This window comes from Methylorubrum sp. B1-46 (genome assembly GCF_021117295.1).
Taxonomy (GTDB): Bacteria; Pseudomonadota; Alphaproteobacteria; order Rhizobiales; family Beijerinckiaceae; genus Methylobacterium.
Genome location: NZ_CP088247.1, coordinates 2,576,351 through 2,598,298 on the forward strand (window position 1 = coordinate 2,576,351; position 21,948 = coordinate 2,598,298).

19 protein-coding genes are annotated in these 21,948 nt (G+C 70.4%); 12 read left to right on the forward strand and 7 right to left on the reverse strand.

Annotated elements, in window-relative coordinates:
* Nucleotides 1-162 precede the first annotated feature (162 nt).
* The 4 genes from LPC10_RS12075 (at nt 163) to LPC10_RS12090 (ending at nt 4,102) form a co-directional block, all read left to right on the forward strand.
* Nucleotides 163-1,014 carry an undecaprenyl-diphosphate phosphatase gene (locus LPC10_RS12075; protein ID WP_231346877.1) on the forward strand — a complete coding sequence of 284 codons (852 nt, stop codon included), beginning with the start codon at nt 163-165 and terminating at the stop codon, nt 1,012-1,014.
* Nucleotides 1,015-1,162: 148 nt separating this feature from the next.
* On the forward strand, nt 1,163-2,980 hold the full coding sequence (locus tag LPC10_RS12080) for a methylmalonyl-CoA mutase subunit beta (protein ID WP_231346878.1): 1,818 nt from the start codon (nt 1,163-1,165) through the stop codon (nt 2,978-2,980).
* 93 nt (nt 2,981-3,073) lie between these two features.
* Entirely contained in the window at nt 3,074-3,466 is a 393-nt protein-coding gene (locus LPC10_RS12085) for a hypothetical protein (RefSeq protein ID WP_231346879.1), read from the forward strand.
* A gap of 168 nt (nt 3,467-3,634) precedes the next feature.
* Complete coding sequence (locus LPC10_RS12090) at nt 3,635-4,102, forward strand: hypothetical protein (RefSeq protein WP_231346880.1); 468 nt, start codon at nt 3,635-3,637, stop codon at nt 4,100-4,102.
* Nucleotides 4,103-4,122: 20 nt separating this feature from the next.
* On the opposite strand, the gene LPC10_RS12095 is transcribed toward LPC10_RS12090, so the two are convergent.
* Nucleotides 4,123-4,566, reverse strand: coding sequence for a DUF2147 domain-containing protein (locus LPC10_RS12095; RefSeq protein WP_231346881.1), 444 nt, complete (start codon nt 4,564-4,566; stop codon nt 4,123-4,125).
* Nucleotides 4,567-4,737: 171 nt separating this feature from the next.
* On the opposite strand from LPC10_RS12095, the gene rfbC reads away from it, so the two are divergent.
* The 4 genes from rfbC (at nt 4,738) to rfbA (ending at nt 8,268) form a co-directional block, all read left to right on the forward strand.
* Nucleotides 4,738-5,289 (forward strand): dTDP-4-dehydrorhamnose 3,5-epimerase, encoded by a 552-nt coding sequence (rfbC, locus tag LPC10_RS12100; RefSeq protein WP_231346882.1) that lies wholly within the window; start codon nt 4,738-4,740, stop codon nt 5,287-5,289.
* Nucleotides 5,290-5,407: 118 nt separating this feature from the next.
* Nucleotides 5,408-6,466: a dTDP-glucose 4,6-dehydratase gene (gene rfbB / locus LPC10_RS12105; RefSeq protein ID WP_231346883.1), complete on the forward strand. Its 1,059-nt coding sequence runs from the start codon at nt 5,408-5,410 to the stop codon at nt 6,464-6,466.
* Between the two features lie 5 nt (nt 6,467-6,471).
* Nucleotides 6,472-7,362, forward strand: a complete 891-nt coding sequence (gene rfbD / locus LPC10_RS12110) for a dTDP-4-dehydrorhamnose reductase (protein WP_231346884.1) — start codon at nt 6,472-6,474, stop codon at nt 7,360-7,362.
* A gap of 15 nt (nt 7,363-7,377) precedes the next feature.
* Nucleotides 7,378-8,268, forward strand: a complete 891-nt coding sequence (rfbA, locus tag LPC10_RS12115) for a glucose-1-phosphate thymidylyltransferase RfbA (RefSeq protein ID WP_231346885.1) — start codon at nt 7,378-7,380, stop codon at nt 8,266-8,268.
* Nucleotides 8,269-8,409: 141 nt separating this feature from the next.
* Here rfbA and LPC10_RS12120 read toward each other — a convergent pair whose 3' ends face one another.
* From LPC10_RS12120 to LPC10_RS12145, 6 genes are all read right to left on the reverse strand, one after another.
* On the reverse strand, nt 8,410-9,060 hold the full coding sequence (locus LPC10_RS12120) for a hypothetical protein (protein ID WP_231346886.1): 651 nt from the start codon (nt 9,058-9,060) through the stop codon (nt 8,410-8,412).
* A 149-nt stretch (nt 9,061-9,209) separates the two neighbouring features.
* Nucleotides 9,210-10,079 carry an efflux RND transporter periplasmic adaptor subunit gene (locus LPC10_RS12125; protein WP_231346887.1) on the reverse strand — a complete coding sequence of 290 codons (870 nt, stop codon included), beginning with the start codon at nt 10,077-10,079 and terminating at the stop codon, nt 9,210-9,212.
* A gap of 13 nt (nt 10,080-10,092) precedes the next feature.
* Nucleotides 10,093-12,132: a preprotein translocase subunit SecA gene (locus LPC10_RS12130; protein WP_231346888.1), complete on the reverse strand. Its 2,040-nt coding sequence runs from the start codon at nt 12,130-12,132 to the stop codon at nt 10,093-10,095.
* Entirely contained in the window at nt 12,125-14,272 is a 2,148-nt protein-coding gene (locus LPC10_RS12135; RefSeq protein WP_231346889.1) for a PqqD family peptide modification chaperone, read from the reverse strand. Before LPC10_RS12135 ends, LPC10_RS12130 begins: the two co-directional genes overlap by 8 nt.
* 12 nt (nt 14,273-14,284) lie before the next feature.
* Nucleotides 14,285-16,186, reverse strand: a complete 1,902-nt coding sequence (locus LPC10_RS12140) for an HlyD family efflux transporter periplasmic adaptor subunit (protein WP_231346890.1) — start codon at nt 16,184-16,186, stop codon at nt 14,285-14,287.
* Nucleotides 16,187-16,278: 92 nt separating this feature from the next.
* Entirely contained in the window at nt 16,279-16,575 is a 297-nt protein-coding gene (locus LPC10_RS12145) for a DUF3467 domain-containing protein (protein WP_231346891.1), read from the reverse strand.
* 356 nt (nt 16,576-16,931) lie between these two features.
* On the opposite strand from LPC10_RS12145, the gene LPC10_RS12150 reads away from it, so the two are divergent.
* From LPC10_RS12150 to LPC10_RS12165, 4 genes are read left to right on the forward strand one after another with little or no spacing between them, the layout of a single operon-like run.
* Nucleotides 16,932-17,999: a methyltransferase gene (locus tag LPC10_RS12150; RefSeq protein ID WP_231346892.1), complete on the forward strand. Its 1,068-nt coding sequence runs from the start codon at nt 16,932-16,934 to the stop codon at nt 17,997-17,999.
* Entirely contained in the window at nt 17,996-18,649 is a 654-nt protein-coding gene (locus tag LPC10_RS12155; RefSeq protein WP_231346893.1) for an AAA family ATPase, read from the forward strand. The genes LPC10_RS12150 and LPC10_RS12155 overlap by 4 nt, the downstream gene beginning before the upstream one ends.
* Before the next feature lie 29 nt (nt 18,650-18,678).
* Nucleotides 18,679-21,063: a tryptophan 7-halogenase gene (locus tag LPC10_RS12160; protein WP_231346894.1), complete on the forward strand. Its 2,385-nt coding sequence runs from the start codon at nt 18,679-18,681 to the stop codon at nt 21,061-21,063.
* The gene (locus LPC10_RS12165) at nt 21,060-21,935 is read left to right on the forward strand and encodes a hypothetical protein (protein WP_231346895.1); all 876 of its coding nucleotides are present in this window, start codon (nt 21,060-21,062) and stop codon (nt 21,933-21,935) included. Before LPC10_RS12160 ends, LPC10_RS12165 begins: the two co-directional genes overlap by 4 nt.
* Nucleotides 21,936-21,948: the final 13 nt, after the last annotated feature.

Consider the following 21,948-nt stretch of genomic DNA (forward strand, 5'->3'; position numbering starts at 1 on the left):
GGGCGACGCGCCAGGATTATTTCTCCATCGTTGCCACCTCATTAACAAACCCGCCGCGACCCGGTAACCGCCCGTCAACCCTGCCGCCGCAAAGCTGCCGCATCGCCGTCGTCTGCCCCGCTCTCGCAGTGCCGGGACACCGGCGTGGGGAAAAGCAGGCTCATGGATCTCGTCCTGATCGCGAAGGCGCTCGTGCTCGCCGTGGTGGAGGGCGCCACCGAGTTCATCCCGGTCTCCTCGACCGGGCACCAGCTTCTCATCGGCCACTTCATCGGCTTCCACTCGCCCAACAACACCTTCGAGGTGCTGATCCAATTGGGCGCGATCCTGGCGATCCTGTTCGTCTATTTCGGCCGGCTGTGGAGCATCGCCACGGCGCTGCCGCAGGATCCGCGAGCGCGCCGCTTCGTGCTCGCCATCCTCATCGCCTTCCTGCCCGCGGCGATCGTCGGCGGCCTGTTCTCGAAATACATCAAGTTCTACCTGTTCAATCCGTGGATCGTCTGCGCCACGCTGGTGGCCGGCGGCCTCGTGCTCCTCGTCATCGACGACACGGTCGGCGAGCCGAAGACGGCGACGAATGGCGGGTCTGGCGACGGGCCGACCGAGCATCCGCGCAAGACCGACGTGTTCGATTTCAGCCTGCCGATGGCGCTGAAGATCGGCCTGTTCCAGTGCGTGGCGATGATCCCCGGCGTCTCGCGCTCCGGCGCCACCATCGTCGGAGCGATGCTGATGGGCGCGAGCAAGCGCTCGGCCACCGAGTTCTCGTTCTACCTCGCCATGCCGACCATGGCCGGCGCCTTCGCCAAGGACCTGCTCGACAACTACAAGAATCTCTCTTCCAACGACGCGCTGCTGATCGTCATCGGCTTCGTCGCGGCCTTCATCTCGGCCCTGATCGTGGTGCGCACGGTGCTCGATTACGTCTCCCGCCACGGCTTCTGGCTGTTCGCGTGGTGGCGCATCATCGTCGGCTCGCTGGGCTTTGCCGGACTGATTATTTTTGGCTGAGCCAGCAGGATTTTGAACGAGGCGGCGACGGCATCTCGGACTAAAGTCGGTTGTCGTTTGCCCGCGCCCCGTGCGAGGGCTTGCGGCCAAGTCGCCGCTCTCTCAAGAAGCGGTCGGGAAACGCCGAACGTCTAAGGTCTCGTCCCAGATGGAAGATCGTCCGCTCGCCGAGTTGTTCGAGCCCGCGACCCGCGAGCGCTGGCGCCAGGCCGTCGAGGCCGCGCTGAAGGGGGCCGATTTCGAGAAGCGCCTCGTCTCGAAGACCGCCGACGGCCTGCGCATCGAGCCGCTCTACGAGCCGGCCGCTTCGGTGGCGCAGCCGGTGCGGGCACCCGGCCCCTGGCGGCTGGCGCAACGCATCGACCATCCCGACGCCGAGAAGGCCGCGGCGCAGGCGCTCACCGACCTCGAAGGCGGCGCCGATGCGCTGGTGCTCGTCGGTCGCGACGCGCCGGCCGCCCGCGGCTTCGGCCTCGATCTTTCTTCCGTCGATACGCTCGATGCCGCGCTGAAGGGCGTGATGTTGCCGCTCATCGCTCTGAGGCTCGACGCGGGCCCGGCCGGCTTCGAGACGGCGGCGCTTCTCAAGCAATTGGTCGAGCGCCGCGGCGACGATCCCGCCACCCTCGACCTCGATCTCGGCCTGGACCCCCTCGGCGCCTACGCCGCCACCGGCCGGCTCGAACAGGGCTGGGCGGCGCGCCTTTCCGAGACCGTCACCGCGTTTGCCGGTTACCGCGGACGCGTGGCGCTCGCCGATGCCCGGCCCTACCACGAGGCCGGCGCGAGCGAGGTGCAGGAACTCGCCGCCGTGCTCGCGACCGCGGTCGCCTATCTGCGGGCGCTGGAGGCCGGCGGCCACGATCTTGAGCGCACGCGCGACGCGATCTCCGTTCTCCTCGTGGCGGATGCCGACGAATTCCTGACCATCGCCAAGTTTCGCGCGATCCGCCGGCTCTGGGCCCGGGTCGAACAGGCCTGTGGTCTTGAGCCGAAGCCATTACGGGTGCTGGCCGAGACCGCGTGGCGGATGATGACCCGCCGCGACCCCTTCGTGAACATCCTGCGCACGGCGATGGCCTCGGCCTCCGCCGGCCTCGGCGGGGCCGATTCGGTCACCGCTTTGCCCTATACGCTGGCGCTCGGCCTGCCCGATGCCTTCGCCCGGCGCGTGGTGCGCAACAGCCAGATCGTGCTGATCGAGGAATCGAACCTCGCTAAGGTTTCCGATCCGGCGGCCGGCGCGGGCGGCTTCGAGGCGCTCACCGCCGAACTGACCGAGAAAGCCTGGGCTGCGTTCCAGGAGATCGAGCGCGAGGGCGGCATCGCGAAAAGCCTCGAATCCGGCGCTTTCGCGGGACGGATCGCGGCGGTGGCGCAGGCGCGGGCGAGAGCGGTGGCGACCCGCAAGGAGCCGCTGACCGGCGCCAGCGAGTTCCCCTTCCTCGCCGAGAAGCCGGTGGCGGTGCTCGATGTGGCGCCGAGGGAGGCCGCCCGGCCGGAGAAGGCCTTGCCCTCGCGACGCCTCGCCGAGCCCTACGAGGCCCTACGCGACGCGTCCGACGCGATCCTGGCGCGGACGGGCCGGCGCCCGGCGGTATTCCTGGCCAATCTCGGCCCCGTGGCGGTTCACAACGCCCGCTCGACCTTCGCCGCCAACGCCTTCGCCGCGGGCGGCATCGAAGCCATCGGCAATGACGGCTTCTCCGACACGCAAGCCCTGGCCGAGGCCTTCAAGGCGTCGGGAGCACGGCTCGCCTGCCTGTGCTCCTCCGACGCCGTCTACCAGGCCGAGGGCGTGCCCGCGGCCGAAGCGCTGACGGCGGCCGGTGCCGGGACGATCTACCTTGCCGGCAAGCCGGCCGAGGCGGAAGCCCTGCGCCAAGCGGGCGTTCACGGCTTCCTGTTCGCTGGCTGCGAACTGTTGGCGCTGCTGCAGGAGGCCGCCGAGCGGGTGCAGGGCTGAGGCTCAAGGCGGCGTGAGCAACCTTGACACTGCGGGGGGCGAGACAATCTTCCGCCTGAAACGGGACGACACCCACAGCCGGATTGAAAACCCATGCGCCTGCCGATTTTCGCCGTCGCCACTTTCGCCATCGCCCTGGTGGGCGTCGGGACAGCGGAGGCGGCCAAGCGGAAGGTCGCGGTGCCGCACCGTTACGACGGCCGCTGGAGCATCGAAGTGGTCACCCTCGACGGTCCCTGTGACCGCGCCTACCGCTACGGTGTCCAGATCCAGCGCGGGCAGGCCGTCTACGGCGGTGGCGAGGTCGATATCAGCGGTCGTGTCGCGGCCAACGGCGCCGTGCGCGGCACCATCTCCCGCAGCGGCAATGCGGCACAGGTCTCCGGGCGGCTCTCCGCCAACGGCACCGGAGCCGGCCGCTGGTCGACCCTCGGCGACGGCCCGATCAGCTGCAGCGGAAGCTGGAGCGCCATGCGACGCGGCTGATCGCGCCTCAGGGCGGTTACCGAGAAGCTAGGCCATTCGGTCTGTGGCGGCCAAGCGACAACGCCGTTTTCGTTCCGCGCTGCGTCATGGCAGAGCTGTTTTCGCCCTAGATCCGGCGCGATCTTCCGCGAACACTGGCGGCGTTCGACACCCGTTCGAGGCGCCCCCATGACCGCTGTGATGAGAGCTTTGCCGTTTCTCGGTCTCGCCTTCGTCCTGCTCAGTCCCGCGGCCGAAGCGCGCCCGGCCCGGCAGCATGTTCCCGGCTCGCCGCACGCGATTCTGGCGCCGCTCGAAGAGGCGGCGACGGCCTGCTTTGCCGAGACGGTGATCGCCAATCCCAAGGCCATGCGGCTGGCTCGAGACGGGCGCTGGTACGAGGCCGCCGGGGTGACCGGCTTCCTATGCCGCCCTGAGGTCGATCGCATGGCGGTGGCGCATGACCGCATCTACGGCCAAGGCACCGGCGCCCGGTACTTCAAGGGCGCCTATGCCCGCCACCTCGACAAGCAACTCGCCGCCCGCCTGCAGCCGCTGCTGGAGCCCAAGGCCGTCGCCAGCGCCGAGCCGCCGGCCGAGAAGGCGGCCCTCGACGACGTCGCGGCGGAATCCGCGCCGAGAAGCGCGGATCACTGAGCCGGTGAAGGCAGATCCGGCTACCGGATCCGCCGCCAAGTCTGCCGCTTGCACAGAACGCTGAGCACGCAGCCCGCGACCTCGACCGTGTCGGGGCCCTTCGGGGTGATGCTGCCCGCATAGGTCTTGCCGTCGTTCGGATTATAGAGGCTGCCCTCGAAACCCGCGCCGCTCGGCGTGCCGGCCTGCATGATCTGCACGCCGACGAGCTTGCGCGTGCGAAGCGCGGGATCGGGATTCTGCGCATCGACGCCGGTGCCGGCCGTCGCCGCGATCGTCCCGCAATAGCCGCTGCCGCAGCGAGCAATGCGCACGGTCGAACCCGCCGTCTCGGTTTGCCACAGTCCGGACAGGTCGGGAGCCTTCTGTGCCAGGGCGCTTCCGCCGGATGTCAGGAGGAGGAGCCCGAAGGCGGCCATGCGCATCGTCGGATGGCGTGACCGGTCGGCACGAGGCATCGTCATTTAGGCTTCCTCCCTGCCGGCCGTGGCCGCCGGCTCGCGACAGCGGTAGTCAGGCGGCCGGGGTTTCGCAAGAAGCGGGATGGGCGGGGTTGGTTGCCGCGGTCTTGACTTCGCCGCCTTCGCGCGTCCTACGCCCTGAGCGAGTCGGCACGGGCGAGTCAGGAGCGGCGGATGCAGGTGATCGAGACCGAGATCCCAGCGGTGAAGCGGGTGATCCCGAAGCGCCACGGCGACGAGCGCGGCTGGTTCTCGGAGGTCTACCGCGCCGACCTGCTGGCTGAGCGCGGCATCGCCAACGCCTTCGTCCAGGACAACCAGTCCTTCTCCGCACCCGCCGGCACGATCCGCGGCCTGCATTTCCAGGTGGCGCCCAATGCCCAGGCCAAGCTGATCCGGGTGCTGGCCGGTGCGATCCTCGACGTCGCCGTCGATCTCCGCTCCGACTCCCCGACCTACGGCAGGCACGTCGCCGTGCGGCTCGACGCGGAGGGCGGGGAGCAGCTCTTCGTGCCCGCCGGCTTCGCCCATGGCTTCTGCACCCTGGAGGCGAACACCATGGTCGCCTACAAGGTCGACGCCTATTACAGCCCGGCCGACGACCGGAGCCTGCGCTGGAACGACCCGGCCATCGGCATCGCGTGGCCGGTGGCGGAAGCCGACGCGATCCTCTCGGGCAAGGACAAGGCTGCGCCGCTCTTGGCCGATCTCGGAAGCATGTTCTGATTCAAGGTCTTGTGAGTATCGGGTCGGGCAGATTGAGCTCGACCTCAAGTTGGCTGAGCCGCGATCGAGCGCGGCCCTTGTCCGTCTCGCGGACGGGAATCGGACGGAGTGGGGATCGATGCGCATTCTGGTGACGGGCGGCTGCGGCTTCATCGGCTCGGCGCTCGTGCTGCATCTGGTGCAGGATCTCGGCCACGAGGTGCTCACCCTCGACGCCCTGACCTATGCCGCCAACCCGATCTCGCTGCAGCCGCTGGCGGACGATCCGCGCCACCGCCTGGAGCAGGCCGACATCTGCGATCCGGCCCGCGTCCACGCGCTCTACGCCGCGTTCAAGCCCGATGCGGTGATGCACCTGGCCGCCGAGAGCCATGTCGATCGCTCGATCACCGATCCAGGCGCCTTCGTGCGCACCAACGTGATCGGCACCCAGGTGATGCTCGACGGCGCCCGCACCCACTGGGACAGCCTGTCCGGCGAGGCGAAGCAAAACTTCCGCTTCCTCCACGTCTCGACCGACGAGGTCTACGGCTCGCTGCCGCCGGACGCGTTCTTCACCGAAGAGAGCCGCTACGATCCGCGCTCGCCCTACTCGGCCTCGAAAGCGGCCTCCGACCACCTCGCCCGCGCTTGGCACGAGACCTACGGCCTGCCGGTGCTGGTGACGAACTGCTCGAACAATTACGGGCCGCGCCACTTCCCGGAAAAACTGATCCCGCTGATGATCCTGGCGGCGCTGGAGGGCAAGAAGCTGCCGGTCTACGGCGACGGCCTGAACGAGCGCGACTGGATCCATGTCGAGGACCATGCCCGCGGCCTCGTCGCGGTGCTGGAGCGCGGGCGCATCGGCGAGACCTACCTGCTCGGCGGGCGCTCGGTCCGCAACAACCTCGAGGTGGTAAAGGCGCTCTGCGCCGCCTTCGACCGGCTCCGGCCCGAGAACGGCCCGCACGAGCGCCTGATCACCTTCGTGGCCGACCGGCCCGGCCACGACCGGCGCTACGCCATCGACCCGTCCAAGGCCGAGCGTGAAGTCGGCTGGCGGCCGACCAAGGTGTTCGAGGAGGCGCTGGAAGAGACCGTGCGCTGGTATCTCGACAACGAGGCGTGGTGGCGCCCGATCCGCGAGGGCCGCTATTCCGGCGAGCGCCTCGGTCTAGCGGGCAAGAGCGCGTGAGCCTGATGGACATCCTGATCCTCGGCGGGGCCGGACAGGTCGGCACGGAGCTTCAGGCCCTGTCCTGGCCCGAGGGCGTGCGGGTCCACGCCCCCGACCGGTCGAGCCTCGACATCACCGACGAGGCAACTGTGGCGGCCGCGCTCGACGCGCGTGCCTACGCGGCGGTGATCAACACGGCGGCCTACACCGCGGTGGACAAGGCCGAGAGCGAGGTCGCCGCCGCGTGGCGCCTCAACGCGCTCGCCCCGGCCCTCCTCGCCGCCGAGACGAAGCGGCGGACAATCCCGCTCGTCCATGTCTCGACCGACTACGTGTTCGACGGCTCAGGCGAGGGCTTCTACGCGCCCGATGCGCCGGTGAACCCGCAAAGCGTCTACGGCGCCAGCAAGGCGGCCGGCGAGATGGCGGTGCGCTCGGTCAACCCGCGCCACGCGATCGTGCGCACCGCCTGGGTGGTGAGCCCGCACCGGGGCAACTTCGTCAAGACGATGCTGCGGCTCTCGGGCGAGCGGGACCGGCTCACCGTCGTGGACGACCAACACGGCTGCCCGACCTCGGCCGCCGACCTCGCGAGCGCGCTCGCCACCATTGCACTGCGGATGGCCGATGACGAGGCCGCGCCCATCGGCACCTTCCACTGCGTCAACGACGGCGCGACCACGTGGTGTGACTTCGCCCGCGCCATCGTCGCGGGCTCGGCCCGGCGCGGCGGGCGCAGCGTTCCGGTCGAGGGCATCCCGACCGCCGCCTACCCGACGCCAGCGCGGCGCCCGGCCAATTCCCGCCTCTCGACCCAGAGCCTGACCGACGCCTACGGCCTCGCGCCCCGGCCCTGGGAGGCGGCGCTCGACGACATCCTCGACCGGCTGGTCGGGCCGGTTCGCTCCAACTGACCAGGACGTGTTCGTATGAAGGGCATCGTGCTCGCCGGCGGTTCCGGCACAAGGCTCCACCCGGCCACGCTGGCGATCAACAAGCAGCTGCTGCCGGTCTACGACAAGCCGATGATCTACTATCCGATCTCGGTGCTGATGCTGGCCGGCATTCGCGAGATCCTGATCATCTCGAGCCCTGAGCACCTCGGCAACTACCAGCGCCTGCTCGGCACCGGCGAGCAGTTTGGGCTGGCCTTCTCCTACGCGGTGCAGCCGCGGCCCGAGGGTCTGGCCCAGGCCTTCCTCATCGGCCGCGACTTCGTCGGCTCGGATGATGTGGCGCTGGTGCTGGGCGACAACCTGTTCTTCGGCAATGGCATGAGCGACCTGCTGGCCAAGGCCCGCGCCCGCAAGACCGGGGCGACGGTGTTCGCCTACCATGTCGATCAACCGGAGGCCTACGGCGTCGTCACCCTCGACGAGAGCGGTCGCCCGATCCGGCTGGTGGAGAAGCCCAAGACGCCGGAGAGCCCCTGGGCTGTGACGGGCCTATACTTCTACGACAATGCGGTGCTCGACATCGCTGCCGAGGTGAAGCCGTCGGAGCGGGGCGAACTCGAGATCACCTCCGTCAATCAGGCCTATCTCGAACGCGGTCAGCTTCATGTCGAGCGGATGAGCCGCGGCTACGCGTGGCTCGACACCGGCACGCACGACAACCTGCTGGAGGCAGGCGAGTTCGTGCGGGTGCTGCAGCACCGGCAGGGACTTCAGGTCGCCTGTCTCGAAGAGATCGCCTACCTTCAGGGCTTCATCGGCCGCGAGCAGCTGCAGGCGCGGGGCGAATTGTTCGCCAAGACCAAGTACGGCCAGAACCTGCTGCGGCTCGCCCGCGAGGGCCGGCGGCCCGATCAGGATTTTTGATCGACACGCCTCGCTCTCGTCATTGCGAGGCGAAGCCGAAGCAGTCCAGCGCGCCGATCTCTCCGGCAAGGTCGCGCCCTGGATCGCTTCGGCTTCGCCTCGCGACGACGGGTGGGACAGCGTGCTGTCGGCCTGTTCCGATCAGCGCTCGCCCTGGATGAGCACCGCGCCGGTATAGGTCTCGGCGACCTCGCAGAACGGCACGCCGCCGGCCGTCAGCACCGCCTCGACGGAGAACAGCGGCTCGCCGGGCCCCGGCAGGCCGTCGGTCTCGGGCCGCCACAGCATTGTCAGCGACCGGTTGCGCCGGCTCGGGCCGAGCGGGCGCACCACGTGGCCGAAGGGGGCCTGCGTGCCGTCCAGGGCCGCGTTCATGTCAGGCGTCAGGCGTGAGGGCACATACCAGTTGTCGGCCTCCGACAGCACGTGGCTGCCACAGGTGAGCCGCACCCGGCGATAGCGCACCGGTTCGTCCGGGCCGACGGCGAGCCGCTCGCGCCGGGCCGCCCCGACGGGCTTGTCCGGTCCGGGGACGCGCACGGCGATGACCCGCGGATCGGGGCTGAGCCCACGCTCGGCGCACCAGGCTTCGAGGACGGCGGTGGCGCTCGGCGCGGCGAGCAGGCGGGCGCTCAGTGTCTCGATCAAGGCGCGCGCCTCGGTCCCATCCTGCGCCTCCCGGCCCGACGCGATTGTACTGCCCGCGGAAGCACCCGCGTCTTGCGCCCGTGCGCTGCCCGCATCGGCGGGCGGCACGGTGGCGCCGAGCGCCGCGAGCCCCACCGTCAGCATCCGTGTCGCTGTCCGCTCCATCGTGCAGCGCAATACGTTGCCGACGGGCAAAGGTCCATCGCGTCGGGCGGAGGGTCCCCGCCTCGAAGCCGGCTTGCGCGCGAGGATCGCCCCGTAAGGCGGTTCCCGGCTTGTCTGAGAAGATGGCCCTATCGAGCCTCAGACGGCTGCGCGGTGGCGAGCGGACCGGCCGCCGCCAGAGGGAAGGCGACCTTGCAGCGCTGGCCGCCGGGCAGCTTGAAGTCGGGATTCGGCAGTTCGAGGCGCACGCCGAAGGTGCCGCTCGCCGCGTCGAAGACTTGATCGACCACGCTGACCTTGGCCACGTAGGTGCCGCCGATCGGCTGGTCGAGCTCGACGGTGGCCGGCATTCCGAGCGCGACCTCCTTCCAGCGGGAGACCGGCAGGTAGGCCTCGACGTAGAGCGGATCGAGCTGGACCAAGGTGAAGATCGCGCTGTCCTGACGCACGAACTCGCCGGCCGACATCAGCCGCTCGGTGACGATGCCGCGGATCGGGCTGCGGATCATTCGCAATTCGAGCTGCGCCTCGGCCCGCTGCAGTTCGATCCCGGCGAGCTTGTGCTTCAAGATCTCGGTCTGAAGGTCGCGCCGGCCGATCTCGTAATCGGCCTCGACCTGATCGAGCTTCTCCTGGGTGACGATGCCCTTCGAGAGCTGGTTCTGGCGGTCGAGGCGGCGCTTGTAGAGTTCGATGCGGGTCTGCTGCGCCTCGATGCTCGCCGTCGATTCCGACTGCGCCCGCGACAAGGCGACATTGGCCTCCTCCACGCTCGAATCGAGCCGGGCGATGATGTCGCCGGCCTTCACCGTGGCGCCGCGATTGACCGGCACACTCTTGAGGATGCCGAGCGTGGCCGAGCCGATCTTGAGCTTCTGCGCCGGCTCCACGACGCAATCGACGCGGGTCGCCTCGGCCCGCGCCGCGGAGGCGCAGAGGCAAAGGGCCGCGAGTGCCGCGCAGATCCGGGCTCGCCGCATTCCGGCCTGAAAGGTCATCGCGAAACAATCCTCATTCAGCGTGGCCGGCAAAGGCCAGGATCCGGTCCTGCATCTGGTCCGAATGCAGCAGGTCGGCGCGCATGCGTCCGTGCAGCCGCTCGGTGCGCAACTGCGCGTGGCGCAGAAGACGCGCGCCGAAGGCGCGGCCACGTGCCGGACCGAGCAGCGCCATAATGCGTCGGGCAGGTCCGCGTCCGATAGGGCCGCTTTCCATCAGCGGATCGTCGAGGGAGAGGATCGCCTGGAAGCAGCCCGGCTCGCCCTGGCGCCCGCTGCGGCCGGCGAGCTGATCGTCGATGCGCCGCGCGTCCTGGCGCTCGACCATGATGACGTGCAGGCCGCCGAGTTCAGCGATGCCGGGGCCGAGCTTGATGTCGGTGCCGCGCCCGGCCATGTTCGTCGCGACGGTGATGCGGCCGCGCTGCCCGGCTTGCGCTACGATGGCCGCCTCCTGACCGTCCTGGGCGGCGGACAGCACCGTGTGCGGCAGTCCGGCCTCCGTGAGATAGGCGCTGGCCCGCGCCGAGGCCGCCACTGAGCGCGTACCCACCAGAACCGGGCAGCCGCGCGCGTGCAGCTCGGCGATGCGCTCGGTCACCCGCCGCCACTTCGCCCCCTCGTCGGGTAGCACCTCGTCGGGGAGGTGGCGCCGCTGCACCGGCCGGTGCGTCGGGATACGCGCCACCGGCAGACGGTAGACCGTCCAGAACTCGGCGGCGACGCCGCGGGTGGTGCCGGTCATGCCGGCGAGGCGCGGATAGCGGCGGAAGAAGCGCTGATAGGTCATGCGCGCCAGCGTCGCGCGGGCGCCGGAGAGCGCGCAGCCTTCCTTGTGCTCGACCATCTGGTGCAGGCCGTCGCTCCAGCTCCGGTCCGGCATCACCCGGCCGGTATTGGCGTCCACGATCACCACCTTGCCATCGCGCAGGATGTAGTTCTCGTCGCGGTGGAACAGGTGCAGGGCCGAGAGCGCCTGCCGCACCAGCCCTTCGCGGGTGACGCGCCCGCGCCAGGCGGAGTCCTCGCTCCGCGCATCGCTCTTGGCGAGCGCGGCGATCCGTTCGCGGCCGGGCTCGGTAAGGACGATCCGGTGCTCCGCCGCCTCGATCGCGTAGTGCTGCGGGCTCGACAGTTCTCCGGCGATCTCCATGGCGCGGGCGAGAACTTCGGTGCCGAATTGCGAGCCGGCCGGGGCCGAGATGATGAGCGGCGTGCGCGCCTCGTCGATCAGCACGCTGTCGGCCTCGTCGACGATGGCGAAGTGCAGGCCGCGCAGGCGCAGTTGTGCGAGCCGGCTTGCGCCTGCATGCATGTTTTCGAGCTTGAGCCGCACGTCGCTGGCGCGCTGGCCGAGCGCGATGCGGTCGCGCAGGTAATCGAAGGCGAGGTCCTTGTTGGTGCAGTAGGTGATGTTGCAGCCGTAGGCTAACGCCCGCTCCGGCTGCTCCTGCTTCTCCTTGATGACGCCGACGGTGAGGCCGAGCGCCGCATAGAGCGGCCGCATCTCCTCGGCATCGCGCTCGGCGAGGTAGTCGTTGACCGTGACGACATGGACGGGCAGGCCGGCCAGGGCCGCCGCGCCGGCGGCGAGCGTCGCCGTCAGGGTCTTGCCCTCGCCGGTGGCCATCTGGGCGATGCGCCCGTCGAGGAGGGCGGCGGCGCCCATCATCTGCACGCCGTAATGGCGCTGCCCCTTCACCCGGCCCGACATTTCGCGGATCAGGGCGAAGGCTTCGGTGATGTCGGGATCGCGAAAGGTTTTTTGGGCGCGCAGGGTCGACGTGACCGCCCGGATTCGGAACTGCAGCGCTTCCTCGGACAACTCCGCCACCGTCTCGGCCTGCGCCAGGGCGTTGCGAGCGATGCGCGCGTAGCGGCGGCTCGCCCAGCCTGCGAGGCCCACCCGAGCCAGCCCGATGACCTTCGCCGCAGCCTGATCGAGGCGTGTCGCCTTGAGCGGCTTGTGCTCGGAATAGGCCCGCGCCGACGGCAGGCGGAAGGCCGGACCGGCGGGGAGCGGGCCCGCGGGGAGGGCGAGGGGATCAGACACGGAACTGGCTCAGGAAGACCTGACGCAGGCTGCGCAGCACGCGCCACGCGATCGGCTCCGCCCCGTGATCGAACCGGACATAGACCCGCTCGCCGAGCACGTTGAAGGGGATGCCGCCGGCGAGCTGAACGTCGAAGACGAAGATGCTCTGGAGCGCCACCGGCTTCTGCGGGTTGCTGGCATCGACCGCGATGGTGCCGCCGCCCTGTGTCGCGAGGGCGAGGCTCGGGATCTCCTGCTGCGCCCCCGGCACCTCCCGCAGGATCGCGCCGTCGCGCACCTCCTCGGGCCGCTCGGCGAGCCGCGCGGCGACGCCCTGCGTCCGGCTGCGGATCAGGTCCACGTCGGTCTGCGGCACCACCACCCGCACCACGGGGTCGTCGGCGGTGAGCACGTAGCCGATGCGCTCGCCCCGGCGCAGGTAGCGCCCCGGCAGGTCGACGGCGCCGGGCACGATCAGACGCCCGGCCTGGGCCGCCCGCACGACGAGGCCGGCCTGCCGCTCGCGGTAGACCCGCAGGATCTCCTGCGTGCTCGCGATCTGCTCCTGAAGGATCTGCGCCTGGACCCGGTCGCCGAGCCGGGCGGCGTCGTAGCGCAGGCGCAGTTCGACGAGTTGCGCCTCCAGCACCGCGACGCGGCTGTCGAGGCTCGGATCCTCCAGCGTGGCCAGGGCCTCGCCGGCCTGGGCGTCGCGGCCGGGCTCCACTAGCAGCGTGGTGAGGACGCCGTCGGTCTGGGTCCGGATCTGGGTGTCATCGGGAGCCCAGACGACGCCCTGAGCCATCGTGGTGTAGGGCAGGGGGACGATAAACAGCAGCGCGAAGGCCGCGCCGACGGCGGCGCTCGTGAGCGTGATCGCCCGGCCCCGGCGCCGGCTCAGCTTCGGGTCCGTCAGGACGAATTTCAGCCCCTTCATCAGGGGCGCGACGATCGTGCCGAACAGCGCGAGCCCGGCCAGCAGCACGCCGAACACGAAGTACTGGGTGGCGATAAAGGCCGCGATGCCGATCGAGACGATGGTCCGGTAGATGAAGGCGGCGACCGCGTAGACGAGGAGCCAGGGCCGCTCGCCCGCCGCGGTGACCGGGCTCTTCGCGTCCTCGATTTTCAGCAGGTAGCGCTCGACGAGGTAGAAGACGTAGCGGTTGGCGCGCGAGCCGAGGTTGGGAATCTCGATCAGGTCGGCGAAGATGTAGTAGCCGTCGAAGCGCAAGAGCGGGTTGCCGTTGAACAGCAGCGTCGAGACGCTGCCGATCACCATCACGTTGAAGGCGGCCGCTCGCACCAGCCCCGGCTCGGCCGTGGCCCACACGATGGCGGCCAGCCCCGCCAGGAACAGCTCGACGAAGATGCCGGCGGCCGCCACCATCATCCGCTGCCACTTGCTCGGGAAGGCGGCCGAGGTCGAGGCATCGACGTAGGGCGCCGGGAACAGCACGAGCAGCATGACGCCGACCTCGTGCACCTCGCCGCCCCAGGCCTTGGCGGCGCAGGCGTGCCCGGCCTCGTGCAGGGCCTTGATGATGGGGTAGAGGCACATCATCAGCGCGACGTTCTGCGCCGAGAGCATCTGGCCCGCGACGTCGCCTGTCAGCTCGCCCGCGTGCAGGGCGGCCACGACGAGGCCGGCGATCACCACCGCGAGCCAGACCGCGAACCCCCAGACCGAGAAGAGTGGCCGGAAGAACGGCGCCAGCCGGTCGAGCAGCGGGTCGGGGTCGAACAGCGGGAAGCGCACGGCGAGCGGGTTCTTGACCCGGGCGATCAGGGTGCGGCGCGCGGTCGATTCCGAGCGCTCGGCCAGTTCGGCGAGATCCGGCGGCAGATCGCCCTGGAGCAGGTCCGAGCCGTGGAGCTGCGAGATCAGGCGGATCGTGTCGTCCTGTGTCGGCGGGTCATCCTCGTTGCGGCGGGCGGCGGCCTCCCACACCTCCTGCAGGGTGCGGCGCCCGTCCATCATGCAAAGGATCAGGTTGGCGGCGGGCGAGAGGCGGTGGAAGCGCCCGGTCTGGTGATCCTGCAGGACGTACCAGACTTCGCCGCGGAAGCTCTGCCGGTGGATCTCGGCGTGGCGGCGCAGCCGCGGGCGCAAATTCGCGACCCGGTACCAGGATTGGCTGAACAGGGATTGGGACACGCCTCGATCCCCTCACGGCCACCAGTGCCAGACCGCTAGGCGCAGCCAGTCGACGACCGGCCGGGCCCAGATCCAGGCGAGCAGCCGCCGATCGACATCGACCTTGGCGATGCCCTCCATGCCCGGCCGCAGCCGGGTGGCGCCGTCGGCGATCCGGCCCTCGACGCGGAACAGGTTGCGGCCGTTCCTGGCCTCCGCCACCGGGGTGATGGTCTGGATCGTGAGCGCCTGGGGCTGATCGGGCAGGGAGGTCGCGAGCATGTGCCCGGTCTGCCCCTCGTGCAGGTCGGCGATCACCCGCTCGTCCACGCTGAGCACGACGCGGTAGCTGTCGAGCGGCGCGATCTCGAACAACACCTGCCCCCGGCTGACGGCGCCGCCGATGGATTGCGAGAGGTCGCCGGAGACGATCAGCCCGTCGAAGGGCGCGGTGAACTTCGAGCGGGCGATCTGCTCGTCGAGCAGGCGGATCTGCGCGTCGGCCTGATCGATCTGGCTCTTCACCACGTTGATCGTGGCCGGCTGCCGCGTGGCCAGCGCCTTGTCGTATTCGTAGGTACGCTGCTGACGCTCGGTGACCCAGCGCAGGCGCTCCAGGGCGAGGTCGCGGTCCTCCAGGGCGGCGAGGAGGTCGCCCTTGCGCACCGTGTCGCCGGCGCGATGCCCGGCGATCTTGAGGTAGCCGTCGTAGGAGGCGACCACGGAGCGGCGCACGAGGCCCTCGACGCGGGCATCGGCGGTCACGCGGTAATCGGTCTGGATCACCGACAGCGCCAGGACCGCGGAGAGCGCGGCGGCGAGGCCGAGCTTGAGCCCGGTCTTGTTCGGGCCGAAGACCAGCCGCGCGCCGTTCATCACCGCGTCGGTGGCCTTCAGCACGAGCCAGCGGTCGTTCTGCCGCTTGTCTTCCAGCACCGGGCCGATGGCCGCGGCGCAGGCGCTCACCTGCTCGACCGTCTCCAGGCTGAACGGCTGGTCGGCGGGGCGCTCGAGGGTGATCGCGCCGACGAAGCGGTCGTCAACCAGCATCGGCACGGTCAACACCCGGCCGCCATATTGCAGGCGGGCGAGATCGGCATGCGCCGTCGTGACGGTGGCCTCGTTCTCCGGCGGCGGGAACAGGATCAGGCTGCGCTGGTCGATCGCCTCGTTCATGCAGGCGCCGAGGCGGCGCACGAGGTTCATCTCGCGGCCGAACTGGGCCGAGTGCGAGATCGCGGTGATCCGGGTGCTTCCGCGCCGCACGAAGCCGATCGCCGCCCGCTGGCAGGAAAAGGCGATGGCGAGATCCGTCACCGCGGCGGTGCAGGCGGCGGAGTAGCGCGATTGCTCCAGCACCCCGGCAAGCAGATCGAGGACGGAGCGCGAGCGGGCCAGCGTCCGGCGCTCGCCTCGCCCGATCAGCTCGGCCTGCTTGGCGACGAGCCATGCGCTGCCCCACTGCACCTGACGGATGGCGGCGCGCAGATCGTCCTTGTCGAGGCTGTCGAGGGCGAAGGCGGCGACGGCGAAGCAGGCCTCGTCGAGGGCCAGCGGCAGCGCGATCCACGCGCCGGAGACCTGCGGCGGTGCGCCGGGGAGGGGGCCGGTCTCCGCCATCGCCTGCACGACCGGGCGGTTCTCGCGCAAGGCGGCCTCGGCCGTCTCGCGCAGGCCGGCCTCGCACTCGGACTGGGCCGGGAACACGGCGAGCGGGGCGAGTCCGACCGAGGTGCCCGGAAGCAGGACGCAGGCCCGTGGCGCGCCGAGCATCGGCGCCTGGAGCGTGAGCCACGCCTCCGCCGCCGCCTGAAGCGTCTGGGCGGTTCGGAGCACCTGCCACAGGGCCGGCTCCAGCAGGGACAGGCGCGCGGTCGAGCCCGCTGCGGACAGGCCCGACGTGGAGGCGTTCTCCACCGCCAAAGGCTCGCTCATGGCCCCCGGATTCCTTGACTGATGGCGCTCAGGGTCTTGCTTGGGAAGGGTCTCGCCGCCGTGCTGTCGGACGCGGCGGCGGGACAGGACGATCAAGCGTCGAGGTCGAGGCGCCCGTGCCGGTTCTCGTACTCGGCCAGGACGCCGCCGAGGACGGAGTGGAGGCGCTTGGCCGCGAGCGGCGTGAGGATCACGCGGTTCGAGAGATCGACCACCACGTTGTCGGTCGCGGCGAGATTCCAGGTCCGGTTGGTGCCGAAGAACAGATCCACCTGCTCGCGGGTGCCCTGCACGTTCACGACATTGGCGAACTGCGTCGACATGCTGTCCTCACGCCACTCGATCGCACGCACCTGATCGGCGGCCTCGGGCTTGCTGCTCTCGCTCACGACTGTCCCCTCATCTGCGCGCATCACCGCGCGACGTCACCCTGGACCGTTCCGCATCGCTACCATGCCGAGGCCGATCGCGGCGTCTAAGTCCTCGTCAAGACATTGCACGAATAAAGCCGCCCTTGAACGGCGGCTTGCCTTATGAGCTGAGCGAAACCAAGTCGCCTTGCATTTATGGCACACAGGGCGATAGGAGCTATTGCACGGTTTGTGCGATTCGATCACGAATGGAATGTGGCGGCGGCAATGGCCACGAAGAAGATTGAGTTGACCCAGCGTCTCAATTCAAGGCTTCCTTCACGGCCGAGCTGTCATCGGGCGTCTCTCGGCTGCGCGCATCCGGCTTCATGCTGATGCCGATCGAAGGACGGCAGGCGTTCGAGGTGCCGGATCCGGATTTTCCGTTCGTGGACCGCTTCCTCGAAAGCGAGGCCGCCGCACAGGCTCTCACCTTCGCCCTCGCCTCCGGTCTGATCGACCGTCTCGCTCGCCGCTCGGACATGGCGGCGGCGGAACTCGCCGACGCGTTCCGCCTCGATCCGCCGCGCTCCGCCTGCCTTTTCGGTCTCCTCGTCGGTGCCGGCATCGCGGCGGAGCCGGCAGCGGGCCGGATCGCCCTGAGCGCGGCGTTCCGTGCCGTGCTGCCCTGCCGCGACCTGATCGAGGCGAAGCTCGCCTTCGCCGCCGCCGCGTCCGAGGATCTGCGCCGGCACTTCCCCGCCTTCGTCGCGGATCTGCCGGCCTTCATGGCGGCCTCGCGCACCTTCGAGCTGTTCCGGTACGACCGCTGCTTCGAGGTCACGCCCGAGAACCTCGACGCCACCCGGCGCTGGGTCACCTACACCACCTGCCTCACCCGCTACGAGGCCGGTCCCTGCCTCGACCGGATCGAGCCCGGACGCCATCGGCGCCTGCTCGATCTCGGCGGCAATAGCGGCGAGTTTGCCGCCCAGGCCTGCCGCCGCGCCCCGGCCCTGACCGCGACGGTGTTCGACCTGCCCGTCGTCTGCGCGCTCGGCCGCGAGAACCTCGCGGGCCGGCCGGAGGGTGCTCGCGTCACGTTCCAGGCCGGCGACATGCGGCGCGATCCGCTGCCGGAAGGCCACGACCTCGTCACCTTCAAGTCGGTCCTGCACGATTGGCCGGCAGAGGAAGCTCGCGCCCTGCTCGCGCGCGCCGGTCATGCCCTGACACCGGGCGGTCGCCTCGTGATCTACGAGCGGGCGCCGATGCGTCTGCACGCGCGCGCGCCCGGATATGTCCAATCGGCCGACCTCGTGTTCCAACCCTTCTTCCGCGAGGCCGACTTCTATGCCGAGGCGCTGGCGGCCCTCGGCTTCGTCGCGTGCCGCATCCGCAGCCTCGCGCTGGAGACGCCGTTCCACCTCATCGAGGCACGCAAGCCCGGCGGTGCGCCGTGATCGCGCCCTTCGTCGTCGCGGTGACCGGCCCGCCAGGCAGCGGGAAGACAACCCTGTCCCGCGCCCTGGCGGAGCGGCTCGGCGGTGCACCCGTCCTGTCCTACGATGCCTACGAAACCATCACCGGCTGGCCGCCGGAGCAGGTGGCGGCGTGGCTCGCGGATGGTGCGCCCCTTGATGCGGTGCCCGTTCCGGGACTTGCCGAGGACCTGGCGCGACTGCGGCGCGGCGAGCCGGTGCCGGACCGGGAGCGCGGCGGCACGCTGCGCCTGGCCCGGCGCGGGGCGCGCCCGGCCATCGTTCTCGACACCCTTCTCGGCCGGGACCATCCCGGCACGGGGACGCAGATCGACCATCTGGTCTGGCTCGACCTGCCGCTGGATCGCGCGCTGGCGCGCAAGCTGCGCAGCTTCACCGGCGAGGCGCAGCGCGACCCCTCGGCTACCCCCAGATTCCTCGCCGCGCTCGATGCCTATCTCGGTCGCTACGATACCCTGCTTCACCCGACCTACGCGCTGCAGCGCGAGCGGGTGAGGCCGGCGGCCGACTTGATCCTCGGGGCCGGCACGCTCGCCGAGCATCTCGCGGCCATCGAATCCAACCTCCAACCCCACCTCCACGTCACCCTCGCGGCCGCGCCGACGGCGTGAGGGGCGACGCCTGCGGAGCCGACAACCCGATGTTCAGGTCCGAACGCTCCGCGCCACCGCGCCTGGTCGTCGCCGGCGGTGGCCCCGCCGGCTGGATGGCCGCTTTCTATCTCAAGCGCGTCCTGCGCCGGGCCGGCTGGAGCGTGACCCTCGTCGGGGCCGCCCCGGCAGCGGGCCCGCCCGTCGCCCTGGCGACGCGCCCGTCCTTCACCCGCTTCCTCAACGGGTTCGACATCGACGAGGCGATCTTCATGCGCCGCTGCGCGGCGACCTACCGGCTCGCCAGCCGCTACGACGACTGGTTCGCCGAAGGAGAGGGGCACTGGCACCCCTTCGGTGCCTGTGGCCCGAGGATCGCCGGCCGCGACCTGTTCCATTACTGGATGAAGCTTCGCGGCGCGGGCGCCGAGGAAGCCGGACGCTATTCGGACTACGCGCCTCAGGCGCTGATGGCGGCCGCCGGACGCGGCCCCCGCTCGGAGGCGGAGCGATCCTCGCTCACCGAGTCCGGCGAGTACGGCTATCACCTCGACCGGACCGCCCTCGTCCGCTTCCTGCGCGATCTGGCGCTTGCCGAGGGCGTGCGCGCGGTGACCGGTCGCGTCCACGGGATCGAGCGCGACCTTTACGGCGATGTCACCGCCCTCGTCCTCGACGAAGGGCAGACGGTCGAGGGCGACCTCTTCCTCGACTGTACCGGCATGGCCTCGCAGCTGATCGGCACCGCCCTCGGCGAAGCCTGGAATGCCGGCAGCGGCCCCGGCGACCGTCTTGTCCGCCTGTCCCGGCCGCGCTCGCCCGAGGCGCCGCCCTTCACCGCCTATCGTGGCCGGGCGGAGGGATGGACGGCGTCGCTGCCGCTGGCCGACCGCACGGAGCACCACTTCGTCTACGACAGCCGGACCACGCCGCCGGATGCCGCGGCGGAGATCCTGCACCGCGCCTTCGACGGCGAAGGGGATCTCGCCCATACGGAGCTGCGTTACGGTCGTCGCGCCGTGCCGTGGCAGCGCAACGTCGTCGCCCTCGGCGCTGCGGCCGGAGCCGTCGAGCCGCTCGTCGGCTTCGATCTCGATCTCGTCCTGGCCGGTCTCGAAGCCATTCTTGCTTACCTGCCGCGGCAGGCGGAGGGAGGCGACGTCCTCCGCCGGGCCTACAATGCGCGGGCGAACCGCTTCCACGACGATGCCGCCGAGGCGGTGGCCGCGCATTACGTCCTCGGCCGGCGGCCGGATCGGTTCTGGGCGAATGCCCGTGCCGTGACGATCCCCGACCGGCTCGCCGACCGCCTCGACCTCTACGAATTGGCCGGTCACGTCACCGTGGGCGAAGAGGCGCTGTTCGGCGAGGGGGACCACTACCTGCTGTTCTCCGGGGCCGAGTTCCTGCCCCGCCGGCCCTTCGCCCCGGTCGATGTCGCCGATGGCCGCGAGGTCGCGCGGCTTCTGGCGAGCATCCGCGCGCAATCGGGTCGGGTCGCGCAGGCCATGGCGCCGCATGCCCGCCTGATCGAGGCACTGCACGGTCCGGCACCCGCCGCGGCGGCCGCGATCCGCGTCGCGGCGGCGGAAGCGCCCGCTGGCCTGGCGAGCCTGCGCGGGACGCCCGCGGGCGCGCGCCTCGCCGATCTGGTTGCCGGTCTCGGCCAGCCCTTCGGCTACGAGCGCTCGGTGAAGGCGACCCCGGCGGGCATGCAGACCGAGCGCTTCCTGGTCAGCCTGCACCGCACCAGCCTCGGCCTGGCGCCGGGCAAGACCCTCGGCGACCTCGCCGCGAGGCTCGGAATGCCGGAGCGGGCGCGCGCCGAGGCTGCCGACCTGATCGCGGATGCGGACATCCTTCATCTCGGATACGAGGACGGCCCGTCGGGCGCCCTCTACAAGCTCTACGTCGAGTGGTCGTCGCGCACGGATGCGGCCTGGAGCGGCGCGGACGAGGCCGGAGCGGAACCGATGCTGGTCCACCGCGCCTACAAGTGGAGGCCCGAGGGCGGTCCTCACCCCGTCGTCACCCTCTACCACTGGCCATGGGTGCGCGGTCCCGAGGAGATCGAAGCGCGGCTGAGCCGGATCGCCGGCGCGTGGGGCGCGGCCGGCCCCCCGGTGCTCGACACCGCCCGCGCGATCCTGCGGCTGGCGCGGGAGAGGGGGCGCGGTGCCGTCCACTATCTCGAAGCCCGCGAGGAGCCGGGTCAGCGCCTGTCCTACGACCTCAACCTCTATGCCTGCGGCCTGAGCGTGGCCGAGGCGGAACCTCTGCTCGGCCAAGCCTTCGTGGATCTCGGCATCCCGCCGCAGGCCGCGGCGGCGGTGCTGGTTGAGCGGCTTCAGGAGACCCTGGGGCACGTCGCCGGCGGCGTCGGGCGTGACGGACACCCGTTCCTCACCGTCTATTCCGGCAAGGCGGGCGCGTGACCGGCCTCGACCCCGCCCGGCTGGAACTGTCCACGCCGGGCGACCGCTACGCCGATTACTGTCTGTGGGACTATGAGCCGGTCGGGCCGACGGCGGGACGCCTGCGGCAGGCCAGCCTGCTCTGGCACTCGCTCGCCTGCGCGGGAGCGGATCCCCGGCTCTTCGCACTCTGCGACGCGCTGCGCGACGGTCTCGGCCCCGGCCGCAGTGTCTGGGGCGCCAAGCTCCGGGACGGGGTCACGACCTGGGAGTTCTACTTCTACGACTACGCCCGGCTCGACCGCACCGTCTCGATCGAGCGCGTACTGGCGATCCTGGCACCCTTCGCATCCTGTGGCCTGCGCTACGCCGGGGCACGGCCCTACTTCATGTTCTCGCTCGATCTCGACGACGCCCTGGCTCGGGGCGAGCGGAGCCTCGAGTGCCTCAACATCTATGTCGGCAACCCCGGCAGCAGCGTCTCGTCCGGCCTCAGCTACGGACTCACCGCCGACGGCCTCGTCTTCGACAACCTCTACAGCTTCTTCGACGCCGCCCGCGAAGGCGAGGCGATCCGGGCCAAGGCCGCCTGCTCGGCCCATCTCGATCTGCCCGGCCTCGATCTCGACGCGATTCTGTGGCCCGAACTGATGCGCTGCGGCGTGGTGGTCGTGGCCAACAAGCGCCTGTGCGACGGCGTCTATTTCTCGCGCGTGGGCATCGACGGACTGATCGCCTTCCTCGACCGGCTCGCCTACCCGCCTGCGCTCCGCGACTTCGTCCGTGGCGAGCGGCGGCGCCTGTCGCACCTGCTGTTCGATGTCGGGATCGACTACGCGATCATCGACGGCCGGCTGACGGTGACGAAGAGCGCGTATTACGGTCTTCTGTGAAGCAGTGGGACGC

What these genes read in the sequence shown, in the direction of transcription:
- LPC10_RS12120 (WP_231346886.1), bottom strand. Translation starts at nt 9,060, where the DNA reads ATGCTGACGGTGGGGCTCGCGGCGCTCGGCGCCACCGTGCCGCCCGCC.
- rfbD (WP_231346884.1), top strand. Translation starts at nt 6,472, where the DNA reads ATGGACATCCTGATCCTCGGCGGGGCCGGACAGGTCGGCACGGAGCTT.
- LPC10_RS12080 (WP_231346878.1), top strand. Translation starts at nt 1,163, where the DNA reads ATGGAAGATCGTCCGCTCGCCGAGTTGTTCGAGCCCGCGACCCGCGAG.
- rfbB (WP_231346883.1), top strand. Translation starts at nt 5,408, where the DNA reads ATGCGCATTCTGGTGACGGGCGGCTGCGGCTTCATCGGCTCGGCGCTC.
- LPC10_RS12085 (WP_231346879.1), top strand. Translation starts at nt 3,074, where the DNA reads ATGCGCCTGCCGATTTTCGCCGTCGCCACTTTCGCCATCGCCCTGGTG.
- LPC10_RS12095 (WP_231346881.1), bottom strand. Translation starts at nt 4,566, where the DNA reads ATGACGATGCCTCGTGCCGACCGGTCACGCCATCCGACGATGCGCATG.
- LPC10_RS12150 (WP_231346892.1), top strand. Translation starts at nt 16,932, where the DNA reads ATGCCGATCGAAGGACGGCAGGCGTTCGAGGTGCCGGATCCGGATTTT.
- LPC10_RS12075 (WP_231346877.1), top strand. Translation starts at nt 163, where the DNA reads ATGGATCTCGTCCTGATCGCGAAGGCGCTCGTGCTCGCCGTGGTGGAG.
- rfbC (WP_231346882.1), top strand. Translation starts at nt 4,738, where the DNA reads ATGCAGGTGATCGAGACCGAGATCCCAGCGGTGAAGCGGGTGATCCCG.
- LPC10_RS12160 (WP_231346894.1), top strand. Translation starts at nt 18,679, where the DNA reads ATGTTCAGGTCCGAACGCTCCGCGCCACCGCGCCTGGTCGTCGCCGGC.
- rfbA (WP_231346885.1), top strand. Translation starts at nt 7,378, where the DNA reads ATGAAGGGCATCGTGCTCGCCGGCGGTTCCGGCACAAGGCTCCACCCG.
- LPC10_RS12090 (WP_231346880.1), top strand. Translation starts at nt 3,635, where the DNA reads ATGACCGCTGTGATGAGAGCTTTGCCGTTTCTCGGTCTCGCCTTCGTC.
- LPC10_RS12140 (WP_231346890.1), bottom strand. Translation starts at nt 16,186, where the DNA reads ATGAGCGAGCCTTTGGCGGTGGAGAACGCCTCCACGTCGGGCCTGTCC.
- LPC10_RS12125 (WP_231346887.1), bottom strand. Translation starts at nt 10,079, where the DNA reads ATGACCTTTCAGGCCGGAATGCGGCGAGCCCGGATCTGCGCGGCACTC.